General features: G+C 39.1%; 11 protein-coding genes. 7 read left to right on the forward strand and 4 right to left on the reverse strand.

The window, feature by feature from the left end; translation table 11 throughout:
- Nucleotides 1-421: 421 nt before the first annotated feature.
- The 3 genes from AC1M9L_RS11015 (at nucleotide 422) to AC1M9L_RS11025 (ending at nucleotide 3,840) form a co-directional block, all read left to right on the forward strand.
- Nucleotides 422-1,873 (forward strand): aldehyde dehydrogenase family protein, encoded by a 1,452-nt coding sequence (locus AC1M9L_RS11015; protein ID WP_481592123.1) that lies wholly within the window; start codon nucleotides 422-424, stop codon nucleotides 1,871-1,873.
- A gap of 370 nt (nucleotides 1,874-2,243) precedes the next feature.
- On the forward strand, nucleotides 2,244-3,728 hold the full coding sequence (locus tag AC1M9L_RS11020; RefSeq protein WP_481589409.1) for a sodium-dependent transporter: 1,485 nt from the start codon (nucleotides 2,244-2,246) through the stop codon (nucleotides 3,726-3,728).
- A gap of 1 nt (nucleotide 3,729) precedes the next feature.
- Nucleotides 3,730-3,840: a methionine/alanine import family NSS transporter small subunit gene (locus tag AC1M9L_RS11025; RefSeq protein ID WP_081403317.1), complete on the forward strand. Its 111-nt coding sequence runs from the start codon at nucleotides 3,730-3,732 to the stop codon at nucleotides 3,838-3,840.
- A gap of 94 nt (nucleotides 3,841-3,934) precedes the next feature.
- Here AC1M9L_RS11025 and rsmB read toward each other — a convergent pair whose 3' ends face one another.
- Nucleotides 3,935-5,230 carry a 16S rRNA (cytosine(967)-C(5))-methyltransferase RsmB gene (gene rsmB, locus AC1M9L_RS11030; protein ID WP_481592124.1) on the reverse strand — a complete coding sequence of 432 codons (1,296 nt, stop codon included), beginning with the start codon at nucleotides 5,228-5,230 and terminating at the stop codon, nucleotides 3,935-3,937.
- Nucleotides 5,227-6,189, reverse strand: coding sequence for a methionyl-tRNA formyltransferase (fmt, locus tag AC1M9L_RS11035; RefSeq protein WP_481592125.1), 963 nt, complete (start codon nucleotides 6,187-6,189; stop codon nucleotides 5,227-5,229). The genes rsmB and fmt overlap by 4 nt, the downstream gene beginning before the upstream one ends.
- A 381-nt stretch (nucleotides 6,190-6,570) precedes the next feature.
- Between fmt and ilvD the strand changes: the two genes are divergently transcribed.
- The 4 genes from ilvD to AC1M9L_RS11055 all read left to right on the forward strand — a co-directional run bounded on the left by ilvD (nucleotide 6,571) and on the right by AC1M9L_RS11055 (nucleotide 12,136).
- Complete coding sequence (gene ilvD, locus AC1M9L_RS11040) at nucleotides 6,571-8,400, forward strand: dihydroxy-acid dehydratase (protein ID WP_081403313.1); 1,830 nt, start codon at nucleotides 6,571-6,573, stop codon at nucleotides 8,398-8,400.
- A gap of 258 nt (nucleotides 8,401-8,658) precedes the next feature.
- Nucleotides 8,659-9,981: a hypothetical protein gene (locus AC1M9L_RS11045; protein WP_481592126.1), complete on the forward strand. Its 1,323-nt coding sequence runs from the start codon at nucleotides 8,659-8,661 to the stop codon at nucleotides 9,979-9,981.
- A complete protein-coding gene (locus tag AC1M9L_RS11050; protein WP_035270424.1) occupies nucleotides 9,974-10,261 on the forward strand; it encodes a chorismate mutase in 288 nt (95 codons plus the stop codon). Before AC1M9L_RS11045 ends, AC1M9L_RS11050 begins: the two co-directional genes overlap by 8 nt.
- Before the next feature lie 171 nt (nucleotides 10,262-10,432).
- Entirely contained in the window at nucleotides 10,433-12,136 is a 1,704-nt protein-coding gene (locus AC1M9L_RS11055; RefSeq protein WP_481592127.1) for a putative bifunctional diguanylate cyclase/phosphodiesterase, read from the forward strand.
- Nucleotides 12,137-12,192: 56 nt separating this feature from the next.
- Here the strand turns inward: AC1M9L_RS11055 and AC1M9L_RS11060 are convergent, their stop codons facing one another.
- Together AC1M9L_RS11060 and ppc are read right to left on the reverse strand one after the other, a co-directional pair.
- Nucleotides 12,193-13,488 (reverse strand): solute carrier family 23 protein, encoded by a 1,296-nt coding sequence (locus AC1M9L_RS11060; protein ID WP_481592128.1) that lies wholly within the window; start codon nucleotides 13,486-13,488, stop codon nucleotides 12,193-12,195.
- Between the two features lie 303 nt (nucleotides 13,489-13,791).
- A complete protein-coding gene (ppc, locus tag AC1M9L_RS11065; protein WP_481592129.1) occupies nucleotides 13,792-16,482 on the reverse strand; it encodes a phosphoenolpyruvate carboxylase in 2,691 nt (896 codons plus the stop codon).
- Between the last annotated feature and the right edge of the window lie 102 nt (nucleotides 16,483-16,584).

Genomic DNA, 16,584 nt, shown 5'->3' on the forward strand with positions numbered 1-16,584 from the left:
CCATGTGAGAGTAAGTCATCGCCAGCTCATTATTCTAAACACCCCCTTCAATACAAGGGGGTGTTTTTTTATATATATAAATTGAAATAAATAATCATATAGACGATAAATTTTATGTCTTGAACAGTTATAGCAACCTCTCTTATCCATCTGATGCTCAAATTCATAAAGTATGATTAGTTTCTATTGGTACACCTGTGTACATAGAAAAATGATCGCCTAATCAATTGGTCGTGGTTGTCTTTTAATGCTTTAAATAATGAGTGACTAAAATGCATGCGAGATGCAATAGAGGCATTTACATAATAAAAAGTAAGAGTGAAAAATATATTACTTAATTACTCATGAACAGAAGTTGCTTGAGAGGTCATGATATAGTGAATTTAAAAGTTTTAAATCCGAATATATTTAAGGATACGTGATGACCAATTCAGAAAAAAAAATTGAGTGTGATTATTCTCTTTATGTTGCCTCTAAAGCATCCCAAACAGGTCAATGGCTTGAAGTAAAAGATAAATTTAGCCAAAAAATATTTGCCCGAGTAGCCTTAGCAGATGCAAATACTTTAGAAAAAGCAATCCAATCTGCAATTGATGCAGAACAGGCAATGGCAAAATTAGAACCATTTCAAAAGCAAAAGATTTTATTACATTGTGTCAAACGCTTTGGCGAAATGAGAGAGGAATTAACTGCAATTCTGATTGCAGAGGGTGGAAAGCCATTAAAAGCAGCTCAGGCTGAAGTTGAGCGTCTTATAAATACCTTTCAAATCGCTGCTGATGCTGTTACACAAATGGACGATGGGCGTTTAATGCCATTGGCTGTGACAGCTGCTGCACAGGGTTATACAGGTATGATTAAACATGTTCCGATTGGTGCTATATCATTAATTAGTCCTTTTAATTTTCCACTTAATTTAACTGCTCATAAAATTGCACCTGCAATTGCAGCAGGGTGTCCTTTCGTACTGAAACCTGCGTCACTTACACCAGTTTCTGCTCTAAAAATTGCAGAAGTGTTGGCGGAAACTGATTTACCTCAAGGTGCATTTTCAGTTTTACCTTGTCCTCGCGAACAGGCAGATATCTTGGTAACCGATGACCGATTCAAATTACTCAGTTTTACTGGATCGGATGAAGTCGGTTGGGATATGAAAGCACGTGCTGGTCGAAAAAAAGTCACCTTAGAGCTTGGTGGAAATGCTGCTGTTTTAATTGAACCTGATACTGAAATATCTGATGTGTTAATTGATCGTCTTATTGGGGGAGCTTATAACCATGCAGGTCAAGTTTGTATTAGTGTCCAAAGAATTTTAGTCCATGAAAATATTTATACGGATTTAAAGAAGAAATTAATTTCCAAAATAAAAAAAATCAAAGCGAGCGATCCGAATTCAGACTCGACCTTATGTGGCCCTATGATCAAGGAGGCAGAAGCTAAAAGGCTTAAAAAATGGGTCGATAAAGCGGTAAAGAAAGGCGCCAAAGTTTTAGTTGAAGGTCAGGTTAAAGGGGCTTTATTTGATCCAATATTGTTAGAAAATGTTGATGCGTCTTTAGAAATTTATAAAGATGAAGCTTTTGGACCCGTTGCCATTCTAGAGAAGTACAAAGATTTTGAAAAAGGCATTGCTACAATTAATCAAAGCCGATTTGGTCTACAAGCTGGCGTTTATACAAAAAGTCTGAATAAAATGATGTATGCGTGGAATCATTTACATGTAGGTGGTGTCATCATTAATGATATTCCATCATTCCGTGTAGATAATATGCCTTATGGTGGCGTTAAGGATTCGGGTCTAGGTCGAGAAGGGATTCAATCAGCAATTCGAGATATGCAAGAAGAGCGTTTGCTTGTGATTAAACAAGGATAATTATTTTTTATGTTAAAAGGAGCATAACGCTCCTTTTAAATTATTTAGTTTAGATTAACGCAGTGATTTAAAAATAAACATATTGAGTTAAAATTAATCAATAAGAATAAAAAAATGATGAAACACAGTTTTTTCCTGAATTAATTACAGAAAAATCTGATTAAAAGCGCTATTGTTGATTCATTAAACATCCTTTATTTCATCTTTCTTTAACCAAGAATATTAAATAAGGGGGTGGTTTGTAATTCGAAAAAAATGCTCAAAAGGCCGTTTCTGATTCAAACAAAAAAATTTTAATGGTATGCAATTACTTGCGAGATAACATCAACAATAGCAGTAAGCGTGTACCCATTTACGGATTAGGTACTATATGACAGCTTCACGTGAAAATTGGAGCGCCAGATCAGGTTTTATTATTGCAGCTATTGGTTCTGCAGTAGGTTTAGGCAATATTTGGCGTTTTCCCTATGTCGCATATGAAAATGGTGGCGGGGCATTTTTAATCCCTTATCTGGTTGCAATTTTTGCTGCCGGTCTCCCACTTTTATTTTTAGATTATGCAGTTGGACATAAATACCGTAAAGCCCCACCCACAGCTTACAAGAAGTTGATGAATGGTGAATCATTGGGTTGGTGGCAAGTCGCTGTGACATTAATTATTGGTATTTACTATGCCAGTGTATTGTCATGGGCGGGTAGTTATATGTTCTACTCGTTTGGTCAACAGTGGGGAAGTGATACAGAGAAATTCTTTTTCACTACCTATCTTCAAAATGGCGAAGGTTTAGCATTTGGATTTGTTCCGACCTTATTTATAGGTTTGGTTGTCGTTTGGGCGATCGTTATGTTCATCCTGTATGGTGGGGTGAAGAAAGGCGTGGAATTGTCGAATAAGATCTTTATGCCATTATTGGTGGTTTTATTTACGATTCTCGTGATTCAAGCTATTCGTTTACCAGGTGCTGTCCAAGGTTTAAATGCATTCTTTACACCAAACTGGGAAGCGATGGGCAATTATAAAGTATGGTTAGCTGCATTTGGTCATATCTTTTTCTCGTTATCCGTTGGTTTCGGGATTATGTTGACCTACGCTTCGTATTTGAAGAAAAAAACGAATTTAACTGGTTCTGGACTAGTCGTTGCTCTTGCAAATTCATCTTTTGAAATTTTAGCTGGTATTGGGGTATTTGCAGCATTAGGTTTCATGGCCTACAGTGCGGGTGCTTCAGTTGACGATGTTGTATCTGGTGGTATTGGTTTAGCTTTTATCGCTTTCCCTAAAATCATTTCAAGCATGGGGGCTGGCGGAGACTTATTTGGCTTCTTGTTCTTTGCATCTTTAACAGTTGCAGGGATTACATCCATGGTCAGTATTCTTCAAGTTCCAATCGCAGGTTTTCAAGACAAGTTAGGATGGTCTCGTAAGAAGGCTGTGACAATTATTGCAGGTGGTTCAGCAATTGTTTCAACTTTATTGTTCTCAACTCACAGCGCGATTACCTTTGTCGATATTATCGATTACTTTGCCAATAATATTGGTATTGTCGCGGGTGGCTTATTATCAATTGTATTGGTGTCATGGTTCCGTCGACCATTGTTAAAGCAACTTCAAGAGCATGTAAATCAATATTCTAGTATTAAGCTAGGTGTTGGTTGGAACTTCATGTTGACGATAGTCACGCCAATTTCATTGTTAGCTGCGTTATTGCTAACTTTGAACTCAATATTTACTGAAGGCTATGGCGGTTATCCAATTGAGATTCTATTGCCAATTGGTGGCGGTGTAGTTGCAATCTTTGTATTCTGTGCGGTTGTTTTTAGTCGTCTAAAAGACAATGGACCTGAGGAGAAATAAGATGAATACTTCTGCTTTAATGATGCTTATTATCTCAACAGTGCTGTTATGGGGTGGTCTTATTTTAGCCATGATTCATTTGGCAAAAAACCCAGATGAGCTTGAAGATTAAACTACTTCAGATCAATATTAAAAAAGCCATGACATGAGTCATGGCTTTTTTAATATGTCGATAAATTAGAAATAAACTATCTTAAAAAATAGCATTAAATCTTTTGAATTAAACAATAATAGAATCCATCACCATGACCTTGTTGTGGCAATAACTGACGGCCGTGGATTTGTTCAATTCCCCAATTTACATTTAATTTGATTTCTTGAGCATCTGCATGCGTGTTGAAGAAATCAATCATTTGGTGTTCATTTTCAGCTTTCAAAATCGAGCAGGTAATATAAAGCATTGACCCGCCAACTTTGAGTTGTTGCCACATATGATTCAGAATCTGTTTTTGAAGAGCAACCGTTTGTTGGATATCGGTAGATTGGCGAAGTAAACGAATATCTGGATGACGTCGTACAACTCCAATAGCAGAACACGGTGCATCGAGAATAATACAGTCAGCTTGTTCAGGTGCAGACCATACCGTAGCATCAGCAGGGAGTATTTCTACTGGAGCATAATGATTAAGTGCAAGACGCTCTAAGTTTTCACTTACGCGGCTTAAACGCTTTGTGTCGTGATCGATCGCATACAGCTTTTTAGGACGATAACACTCTAAAATATGTGCTGTTTTTCCACCTGGAGCCGCACATGCATCAATTACGATCTTATCATCAAGATTCGGCAACAAGGTCGCGCAAAGTTGAGCATGTTCATCCTGAACAGAAAAACCACCTTCTTCAAAGCCAGGGAGGTGAGGAATATGCACGGATTGATCTAAGATAATGCCTACATCGGACCATTCACATGGATGAGCATCAATCCCTTCTTCATCAAGAATATCTAAATATTCCTCACGGCTTACCTGTCGTTCATTTACACGTAGTGTCAAAGGCGCAGCCAGTTTAAGCTCAGCTGAAAGCATTTGAAGATGCTCTGGCCAATCTTTTTTCAAGCGTTTAAATAGCCAACTAGGTAAACCATGGGCTTGGTCTAATGCTTCGCCGAATTCTTCAGTTTCACGTGAAACACGACGTAGAATCGCATTCACGACGCCACTTAAAGCTTCAAAACCAAGTTGTTTGGTGGCTGTTACCGTTTCTGAGATAGCCGCATGTGCTGGAATACGCGTGCAAAGCAGTTGATATAAACCTAAATATAGGCAGCTTTCAACGGTTTCGTTGTTGAGCGGTTTAGTCAGAAGAGGGAGAGTAATTGCTTTAAGTGCATGCCATTGGCGTAAAGTGCCTAAAGTCAATTCATGAAATAAGGCCCGATCACGCTCACCAACCAATGAAAGATGTTGGGAAAGAACAGAGGTGAGGGATTGCCCATTCTGAACGGCCAGTAATGTTTTAATCACATGTCCGCGTAAATTTAAATGAGAAGATTGTTGGCTCATGCGAAGATCTGTCCTGGCTGCAATTTTTGACTTTGTAGAATTTGTGCAGCATTGAGCGCTTTACCGCCTGGCCACTGAAGTTGAGTGAGGCAAATCACTTGATGATCACCACACACAACGTGAACACCATCCTGATCGACACCGATGATTTCACCGACTTGTTGAGTTGATGGAGTGAGTGAAGAAAGTTTCGAATTCCAAATACGTAAATTGTTGGTTTCATCAATAGGAGTGAAAGCTACGGGCCAAGGATTGAAAGCACGGATATTTCGATCAATCGTCACAGCATCATTTGCCCAGTTAATTTGAGCTTCAGCCTTCGACAGTTTATGTGCATACACTGTAAGTGATTCATCTTGAACTTCACGTGTATCTAAATAATGCTTTAAAGTGTCTTCACTTTCTAAAACAGCGAGAGTGGCTTCAGCCCCTTGTTGAGCCAGTTTATCATGTAAGGTTGCGGAAGTATCTTCAGCCGTAATAGGACAGATCGTTTTAAACATCATGTCACCAGTGTCTAGACCAGCTGCCATTTTCATGATCGTAATACCTGTTTCAGTATCACCTGTCGCGATAGCACGTTGAATAGGGGCTGCACCTCGCCAGCGAGGCAATAAGGAACCATGAATATTCAAGCAGCCGTATTTAGGTGTATCTAAAACGACTTGAGGCAAGATTAAACCGTATGCTGCGACCACCATCACATCAGCATTGAAAGACTTGAGTTCAGCTTGAGCAGCCAAACCTTCCTCAGTCGACGATTTAAAATGTAAAGGTTGGTAAACAGGAATATTGTGCTCAAGCGCCAATTGCTTTACCGCTGACGCTGTTAGTTTTTGTCCACGTCCTGCTTTACGGTCTGGCTGCGTATACACAGCAACAATTTCATGAGAAGTCTTTAGCAAAGCTGCTAATGCACTCGCTGCAAATTCAGGGGTTCCCGCAAAGATGATTTTCACTCAGACACTTCCAAAACAATATAAAGAACATTATATGCCAAAAGCGATTTTCGCCCAAATAAGGTCGTAATTTGAAACGTTTTCATGTGCATTTTGTGCTTAAGGTGTGATTAATAAAATTTATGTATTTTTAAAAAAAGATTCATGAAAGTTTTGTATTACGATTTCAGATAAGGGTTTATAGTAGATCACATCTCTTACATCGATTTAGATCGTTGAGGGCAAATCAGACCTATACGAACAATTGCAAGCAATGGTTAACTGTTAATCAGAAAGCTGTCATAATAGAAGTAAGGTTCAACTGATTTAGCCTTATATTTCAGTATCATTTAGCCAGATTGAATACATATTCATCGAGCTCAGCTTAAGTTGGAAATAAAAATGCCTGACTATCGTTCGAAAACATCAACACACGGAAGAAATATGGCGGGTGCACGTGGCTTATGGCGTGCAACTGGAATGAAAGACGAAGATTTTGGCAAACCAATTATTGCAGTAGTCAACTCATTCACACAATTCGTACCGGGTCATGTGCATCTTAAAGACTTAGGTCAGCTTGTTGCACGTCAGATTGAACAAGCGGGTGGTGTAGCTAAAGAATTTAATACAATCGCAGTAGACGACGGTATTGCAATGGGTCACGACGGAATGTTGTATTCATTACCATCGCGTGACTTGATTGCTGACTCAGTTGAATACATGGTCAATGCACACTGTGCAGATGCAATGGTTTGTATCTCGAACTGTGACAAAATCACACCAGGGATGTTGATGGCGGCAATGCGCTTAAACATTCCTGTGGTGTTTGTTTCAGGCGGCCCGATGGAAGCTGGTAAAGTCCAAATTCGTGGTGGTGAACAAGCGATTGACCTTGTGGATGCCATGATTGTTGCTGCAGATGACAACTACACAGATGAAGAAGTAAAAGCATACGAACGTTCTGCATGTCCAACTTGTGGTTCATGTTCAGGGATGTTTACTGCAAACTCAATGAATTGTTTGACAGAAGCATTAGGTTTATCATTACCGGGTAATGGTTCAACACTTGCAACGCATGCCAACCGTAAAAAACTATTTGAGCGTGCGGGTCAGTTGATTGTTGAAATCACAAAACGCCATTACGAACAAAATGATTACAGCGTATTACCACGCAACATTGCCCCTAAAGCTGCTTATGAAAATGCCATGACTTTAGATATCGCGATGGGTGGTTCTACCAATACAGTACTTCACTTATTAGCGGCTGCGCATGAAGCAGAAGTTGATTTTACAATGGATGATATCGATCGTTTATCACGTAAAGTGCCTGTACTGTGTAAAGTTGCACCTGCGGTTAAAAATGTTCACATGGAAGATGTCCACCGTGCAGGCGGTATCATGTCGATCCTTGGCGAACTAGACCGTGCAGGTTTGTTAGATACTTCTGTACCAACCGTACACGAAAAAACATTAAAAGACGCTTTAGATAAGTGGGACATTATTCGTACTGAAAATGAAGAGGTATATAACTTCTATAAATCAGCACCGGGCGGTGTACCAACACAAACAGCATTCTCACAAGACCGTTACTACACACGTCTTGATGGCGACCGTGAAAATGGCGTGATTCGTAATGCAGAACATGCTTTCTCTAAAGACGGCGGTTTAGCAGTCCTTTACGGTAACATCGCACTTGATGGTTGTATCGTAAAAACGGCTGGTGTAGATGACTCGATTCTGAAATTCAACGGTACAGCACGCGTATTTGAAAGCCAAGATGATGCAGTAGAAGCAATCTTAGGCGGCAAAATCGTAGCAGGTGACGTGGTTCTGATTCGTTACGAAGGTCCACAAGGTGGTCCGGGTATGCAAGAAATGCTGTATCCAACAAGCTACTTAAAATCAAAAGGCTTAGGTAAAGACTGTGCGCTTGTGACTGATGGTCGTTTCTCGGGTGGTTCATCAGGTCTTTCAATTGGTCACGTGTCTCCAGAAGCGGCTGAAGGCGGTGCAATTGCTTTAGTTGAAGATGGCGACCGTATCGAAATTGATATTCCAAACCGTACGATTCACTTAGCAGTTGCTGATGATGTATTGGCTGCGCGCCGTGAAGTACAAGAAGCTAAAGGTTGGAAGCCTGCGAAAGAGCGTCCACGTAAAGTATCTAAAGCACTGAAAGCGTATGCAATGCATGCAACAAGTGCTGCAAAAGGTGCGGTACGCGATATCTAATCTGCTTATAAACTAGATCAATCATGATTCAAAAGCATCCTTCGGGATGCTTTTTTAATCACGAAAAGTTTGAATTTCATCTGAAAGCGTCAATTACATTAATGACAATATTTGATAGAAAGGTCATAAATATTGATCAATTCTCTTTGTCTTGATATAAGTTTTGCTCGCGTTCAAACTTTTTTAGTTTTAGAAAAAGCGATGAATTCGATACTTTGAGCACATAGTTTACCAGTAAAATCATCTGAGGCACATCTCATGTCATTGTTACGCCGTTGGTTTGATCCGCTACGATCGAGTTGGTTTTATCAGAAACCAAATCGTCAAGAGGTCTTGTCAACTGAGCAGGGTTTAACGATCTATCTTCGTTTAGATGATGTGTATAGTTATCTTGCAGTCCAGCAATTGGCACAATTAAATGACATTTTAAAAGATGAAATTAAGCCGTTAAAAATTGTTATCTCAGATACTGCTGCTGAAGCTCCAAATGATATGAGTCCTGAAGAGTGGCAAGATTACAGTCTACGTGATGCCCAAATTTTAGCGTACCAGCATCGTTTCGGATTCGATAATGAAAAGCCTGAAATACCAGGTGCTGAAGCGATTCAACAGGCAGAAACGATTTTACGAAATACCCCATTAACAGGTGAAAATTTTCTCTATTTATTGGAAGATGTCTTCCATATGTTGTGGCAACAGCAGTATGGAAAATTACGTACTTTGTATGTCATGGCCAGTCGACATCGAAAAGAACAACAAATCGCTGAGCGAACTTTTGATCACACGCCAGTTTTAGCAAGCTTTTTTGAGCTCGGTAATCGTCGGTATCATGCGGTAGATGATTTATTAAGATTGACCCGCCGTTTAAAACAACAAAGACTCTTGACCGGTAATCCTATTTTTCTCATCAATCATATTGAGTGGCGGGAACACCTAATGAATGATGCTGAAGAATTATCTGAGATTCAGGCGATGAATCCTGAGTTGGACCTCTATATTGCATTAGAAGATCCGATCTCTTGGTTATTATTAGCTTATATTAAAGAGGAACTTGCCGATTATTACGATATCCAACTTACCGTTTATCCATTGCAATATCAGGGACGAGATTTATTTGATTGGAGTTTGGCAACTCGTTTATCTAAACGAACAGAAGTAAAATTTACGCCGTTTTGCCGACCGACTCAGCAGGCGACATATGAAATAGCACGATTGTTTTACAGTGTGCCTGAGGATCAACGTCTTGATGCAATGTATGAAATCTTGCAGGCTGTATGGAGTAAAGGTAAAGATCTATCGTATCGACCTCATATTCAAGCCTTAAAACAGAACTTGAATATCACAACGCTCACTGAAGAGTCGATCAGTCAAAAGCTGGAAGAAAATCAATTACTCTGTGAGATGAAATCACAACCTGATTTACCAGTGCTTGAGCTTCGTATCGATGGAAAGAGTTATGTGTTTAATAGCTTATATCGTGTATGGATGATTGAAAGTATTTTCAGTAATGTGTTAGAACAAAAGTACAAAAGTGAAAATGAATCTGAACACAGGGATACCGAATCAATTGAAAATCAATAAAGAAAAATGCGAAACCCTTCAGCAAGCTCGAGCACAAATAGATTCAATTGATCAAGCCATAACAGAATTAATTGGTTTACGCCAATATTATGTAGATCAGGCAGTTCGTTTTAAAAGAACTATACAAGATGTACAGTCACCTGAACGTGTTGAAATAGTGATTGAAAAAATACGTGAATTGGCTACAAAGAATGGTGTGGATCCATTACTCATGGAAAAAATATATCGAGAGATGATTCAACACTTTATTCAAAGAGAGTTAAAAGAAATACGACCATAATAGTCGGAATTCTTAATAAGAATGAGGAACTTAGTTTCCTCTTTTATTCATTGAAATTTACAAAATATATAGCCGATTTGTGAACTGGTTCAACAAAGCTTAGTGTTACAAAAAATAATATTAAGTTAACATTTGGATACATCACTTTTTAGACTGACGGTCGAAGGCGCTATGGATACCCAGTTACAATTAGAAAAAATAGTCAAGGATCTTGAAAACTATAAAGTAGCCATTGATGCACATTCAATTGTAGCCATAACAGATGCACGTGGCGTCATTACTCATGTCAATGAGAAGTTTTGTAATATCTCACAGTATTCTTATGAAGAACTGGTCGGATCAACACATAAAATTATTAATTCAGGCTATCACCCGAGAAGTTTTTTTAAATATATGTGGAAAGCCATTTCGAGTGGAGAAATTTGGAAAGGCGAAATTTGTAACCGAGCTAAAAATGGTTCTTTATATTGGGTTGAAACCACGATTGTGCCGCTTAAAGATAATAATGGCGTTTTACAAAACTATATCTCCATTCGAACTGATATCACACAGCTAAAAAATTCCGAAGACCATGCACGTTATATGGCATTACATGATGAATTAACGGGATTGCCTAACCGCCGTTTTATGCAAGAACGCATGTTGGCGGTGATTGAATCATGTAAACAAAATGGTACACATAGTGCACTCATGATGTTGGATTTGGATAACTTCAAAAATATTAATGACACGTTAGGACACGATCGTGGAGATGACCTACTCAAAATGGTCTCGGTGCGTCTTATGGAGTGTGTGGCACAGCAGAATGCAATTGTCCGTCTTGGTGGAGACGAGTTTTTAATTATTCTTTCAGATTTAGATCCAGATGAAACGATTGCTAATCAAGCAGTGATGCAAATCGCTGATAAAGTTCGTGCTGCATTAAATGAGCCTTTCGTATTAAAGGATAATAAAATTCATACTAGCTCTAGTATCGGAATTTTTATTTTCCGTAATTCAAAATTGCCAAAAAATGAGTTGCTTAAGTACGCCGACATGGCGCTGTATCAAGCTAAAGAAAATGGTAAAAACTGCATATGTGTTTTTGATCCTGAAATGGAACAAAGTGTTATTGCTAAAGCTGCTTTATTAAATGATTTAAGATTAGCTTTATTACGAGATGAGTTCCAACTTTATTATCAGATTTTAGTAAATCGCGAAGAGGAAGTGATCGGGTATGAGGCTTTGCTACGTTGGAGTCATCCTGAACACGGTTTAATTTTACCAGGTCGATTTATTGAAGAAGTGGAGAAAACTGATCTCATACATGATGTTGGTAATCGTGTATTAGTATTAGCATGCCAACAGTTAAAAGATTGGAGCCAATACCCAGAATCTTCAAACTGGACGATTTCAGTCAATATTAGTGTCGAACAATTCCGTAAGACTGACTTTGATAAAAATGTGCTTCGGATTATTGATGAAGCAGGAATTGATCCAACATTATTACGTTTAGAACTCACTGAAAGCATGTTCTATACCGATATGCATAACTCAATTGAGAAAATGAAAAAGCTCATCGAGCGTGGATTAAGATTCTCTATGGATGATTTTGGAACAGGATATTCTTCATTGAATTACCTCAAAATGCTTCCACTGGATCAACTCAAAATTGATCGTTCATTTGTAGAAAATATTGTCGGTAATCCACGCGATATTGCTATTGTGAAAACGATTATTGATTTAGCACAGATTCTCGATCTGAATGTGGTGGCAGAGGGTGTAGAAACTGAAGAGCAATTCCAAGTTCTGAAAGAAAATGGCTGTAATACGTTTCAAGGCTATTATTTTGGTCGACCTCAACCGATTGAAAAAAATCTTAAAATACTTAATTAGAATAAAAAATTAAAAAAGAGAGCATTAAGCTCTCTTTTTTTATATGCGATAGATTTTTAGTTAGACTTTCCACCTAAGCTAAAGAACCAATTCAGGAATAATGCAGCAAAGGTAGCCGTTCCAATACCACCTAAATTGAAGCTACCAAATTGAAGCGCAAAGTCACCAGTACCTAAGATCAGCGTGATCGCAGCAATCATGAGGTTTTTATTTTTAGAGAAATCGACACGATGTTCGATCCAAATTTTAGCACCAGCGATGGTAATTAAACCAAACACCACAATTGATGCACCTGCAAGAATCGCAGTTGGAATGGTTTGAATAATTGCACCAAATTTTGGTGATAAGCCAAGGAAAATTGCGAATACACCTGCGATGGCAAAAATAATCGTGGAATAGACACGTGTCACAGCCATCACGCCAATATTTTCCCCATAAGTGGTCATGCCTGGAGCACCTACACCACCGGCTAATGATGTTGCAACACCATCGGCTACAAACGCTTTACCAATATGTGGGTCTAGATTTTCACCAGTCATGGCAGAGACTGCTTTGATGTGACCTAAGTTTTCAGCCACTAAAATTAAAGCTACAGGAGCAATGATGAGCATCGCGTTCATACTGAACTCAGGAGCATGAAAGTTAGGCAGACCAAACCATGCAGCTTGTGTAATCGGCGTGAAGTTAATTGGAGTACCGTAACCCATGATATTCGTAATAACAAAGTATACGATATAAGACAGCACCAAACCCACAAGTAAAAGTAGGCGTTGTAGCATCCCTTTGGTGAATACTGCAATTGAAGCCATACAAATGACAGTAATCAATGCCATCCACATATTAAATGGATTACCCGCGACACTTTTTACCGTTACCGGTGCAAGATGCAGACCGATGATCATGACCACAGAACCTGTTACGACAGGAGGCATGAGCTTTTCAATCCATCGAGTACCTGTTGCCATCACCAGAAAACCAATTAAGGCATAAAGTACACCACAGGTAATAATTCCCCCAGCAGCTAATGCAATATTCGCATTTGCTCCAGCACCGGCATATCCCGTTGCCGCGATGACTACACCAATAAAAGCAAAGCTTGAGCCTAAATAACTGGGCACTCGACCGCCAGTGATGAGGAAAAATAACAGGGTACAAATACCTGACATTAATATGGCAAGATTAGGATCAAAACCCATTAATAATGGTGCTAAAACTGTCGCACCAAACATGGCAAAAGCATGTTGAATGCCAAGAACTACACTTTGCGCAGGAGGTAAATATTCGGTCGTGCCAACAGGACGCGTATCAATATCATCCGTAAAGGGACGCCATTTAGGAAACCAACTGGTCATAAAGTGAGCACTCAATAGTTAAATTGTGCACATCATACGCCTGTTTTATGAGAAATCATCTGTTTCTTGCAAAATTATTAAAACTAATGGTCTGACTTTTATTGAATTTTTACCCATCGGTAAAAAAAATATGTTTTAAAAATAAAGTAAAATCAGCCTATTGCAATTCAGCTATATCAAAAAAATCTATATCCATATTGAGTAAAAAATTTATAGGTGCTTCGTTGTCATTACTGAAAATTAGAATAAAGTCTCTAAATTGCTCAAGCCCATAAAGGTACTTGAGCATAGGCAGTCGTGAAATCAACCCGTATTACGTAATCCAGCAGCAATACCTGCAATACTTACCATTAATGCATGGTCAACCTCAGTTTGTTCGACAGTTCGTTCAGCTAAATATTCGCGACGTCTTTTCATGAGTTCTGCTTGTAACAGGTGTAATGGAAGAAGATAGGGTTTACGAATCTTCATGGCTTGATCAAGAACTTCATTAGAACTGAGTAATTTAGATTCACCTTTCATCGCCAATAAAGTTTGTACGGCATCATGTAAGCGTTGGCGTAGTTCCGCACCCAATACTTTAAGATTTTCATCTTGGGTGAGATGAGATTCATAATACAATGCGACATTGCTATCTGATTTAGATAGCACCATCTCCAACATATCAATTAAAGTTTGGAAATAAGGCCATTGTTCTAACATTTCATCTAGCTCAGCTTTGTGACCTTCTGAAATGACTTGATTGATGGCTGCACCAGTACCTAACCATGCTGGAAGCATTAATCGAATTTGAGTCCATGCAAATACCCATGGAATTGCACGTAAGGATTCAATACCACCGCTGATTTTTCGTTTCGCTGGTCTTGAACCCAAAGGTAGCATCTGTAATTCAAGCTCTGGCGTCACGGTTCTTAAATATTGGACAAAATGAGGGTTTTCGCGGACTGTTTGACGGTAAACATTCACAGAGAGTTCCGTCATCTTGTGCATCAACTCGCGCCATGCTGCCTTGGGTTCTGGTGGTGGCAGTAAAGTCGCTTCAAGGGTAGCTGCGGTATAAATCTCTAAATTTTGCAGTGCGATTTCTTCTAATCCAAATTTGAATCGGATCATTTCGCCTTGTTCAGTCACACGGATTGCACCTGAGATTGAGCCAGGTGGTTGTGAAAATAGTGCTTGTTGGGTTGGAGCACCACCACGACTAATTGAGCCACCACGACCATGGAACAAAGTGAGTTGTATACCATGTTGTTTGGCAATAGCTGTTAACTCTTCTTGTGCACGGTACTGAGCCCAATTTGCAGACATGAAACCTGCATCTTTTGCTGAGTCAGAGTAACCAATCATGACCTCGTGCTTGTTTTGAATATGTTGTTTGTACCAATGCATACTGAATAAAGTATTCATGGTCGAAGCTGCGCCATCTAAATCTTTTAACGTTTCAAATAATGGAACTACACGCAGAGGTTGCTTAATACCTGCTTCTTTTTGGAGTAATAGAACCGCCAAAACGTCACTTGGATATTCCGCCATTGAAATAATATAAGCACCTAGACTTTCAGCAGGTTGTTCTGCCAAAGTTCGCATGGTAGCGAATACTTCTTGAACATCAGGATGCTCAATAAGACTTTGAGCAGATTCATTAAGATGCTTAGGAAGTAAAGGGCGTTTGCTTTGCAGTTCTTGTAATAAGAAGTTTTGACGGGCTTGTTCAGTCCATGTCTCAAAATTGCCAAGTCCAAGATACTCAGTAATCGCTGAAATTGCTTGACGATGACGACCTGACTCTTGGCGAATATCTAGTTTTAATAACTCAATACCGAAACAATTCACGCGATAAATAAAATCGAGTAACTTTCCTTGAGCGATACCGGAAAGGTTTGAATCGACTAATGAGCGATAACATAACAATAATGGCTGCAACAACTCATCTTTGTGATGAATAATCTGGCTACGATCCACATCAGAATGTTGACCTTGTAATTTTGCAGTGAGCCATTCTCTTGTAATTTTTAAGCGTTCACGTGTTGTTCTTAAATATTCACGATAAGGCTCTGAATGAGGCTGACCTAAGGCAGTCTTTAGTTCATCACTGCACGCCTGAACAGAAAGCTCCCAACGTAAATCTTCAATATCTCGGAGGTAGAGATCCGCGGCTTTCCATCGAGATAACCATAAAACTTCTTGAGTCACTTTGTGTGTGACATTTGGGTTTCCATCTCGGTCACCACCCATCCAAGATGCAAACCGCACAGGTGCAATATCTAAAGGTAAAGCTTGAGAACAATGCTCTTGAACCAATTGATTCAATTCACGGACAAACTTAGGAATAGCGTTCCATAAAGTTTGCTCAATGGTAGTAAAACCCCATTTTGCTTCATCAATTGGGGTTGGACGATGTTGGCGAATTTCATCGGTTTGCCATGCTGAACAAACCAATTGTTTTAATTCAGAAAGAACTTGAGCGCGCTGTTTGGGGGTCAGCTTTTGCTGATCAAACTTAGATAAACACTCGTTGATCCCATCATATTTTTGGATCAAGGTGCGACGACTAACTTCCGTAGGATGTGCGGTGAGTACAAGCTCAATATTTAGCTCACAAATTTGTTGATAAAGGGTTTCCGCTGAAATCAGCTGTTGTTGAAATTTTTCAAAAAGGGGAATAAGGACATTCGCTGCAGCGCCGTTTTCATCAAACTCATTTTGGCGACGGCTACGTACCACATGATATTGTTCTGCAATATTGGCAAAGTTCAGAAAATGTGAAAAAGCGCGTGTCAGTGGAAGAATCTCATCATCTTTTAAACTTAAAAATAAACTTTCTAATTGTTTTTCAGCTTCGCTATCACCATCACGTGCACCTTTCGCGAGTGCACGAATTTGTTCAACTTGATTAAACAAATCTTGTCCAGCTTGTTCTTTTAAAGTCTCTCCTAAAAGATTACCGAGTAAGCGTACGTCTTCACGTAATGGAGCATCAATTTGTTGAATCATTTTTTTCTCCTTTTCTTGTTCTTTTGACTATACCGCTTATTCATGACATGCCAAGCGATTGCAAAATAATTTAAAGAAAATTAGGTGAAAAATACGCCATTT

Source organism: Acinetobacter sp. ANC_7511, from assembly GCF_056779975.1.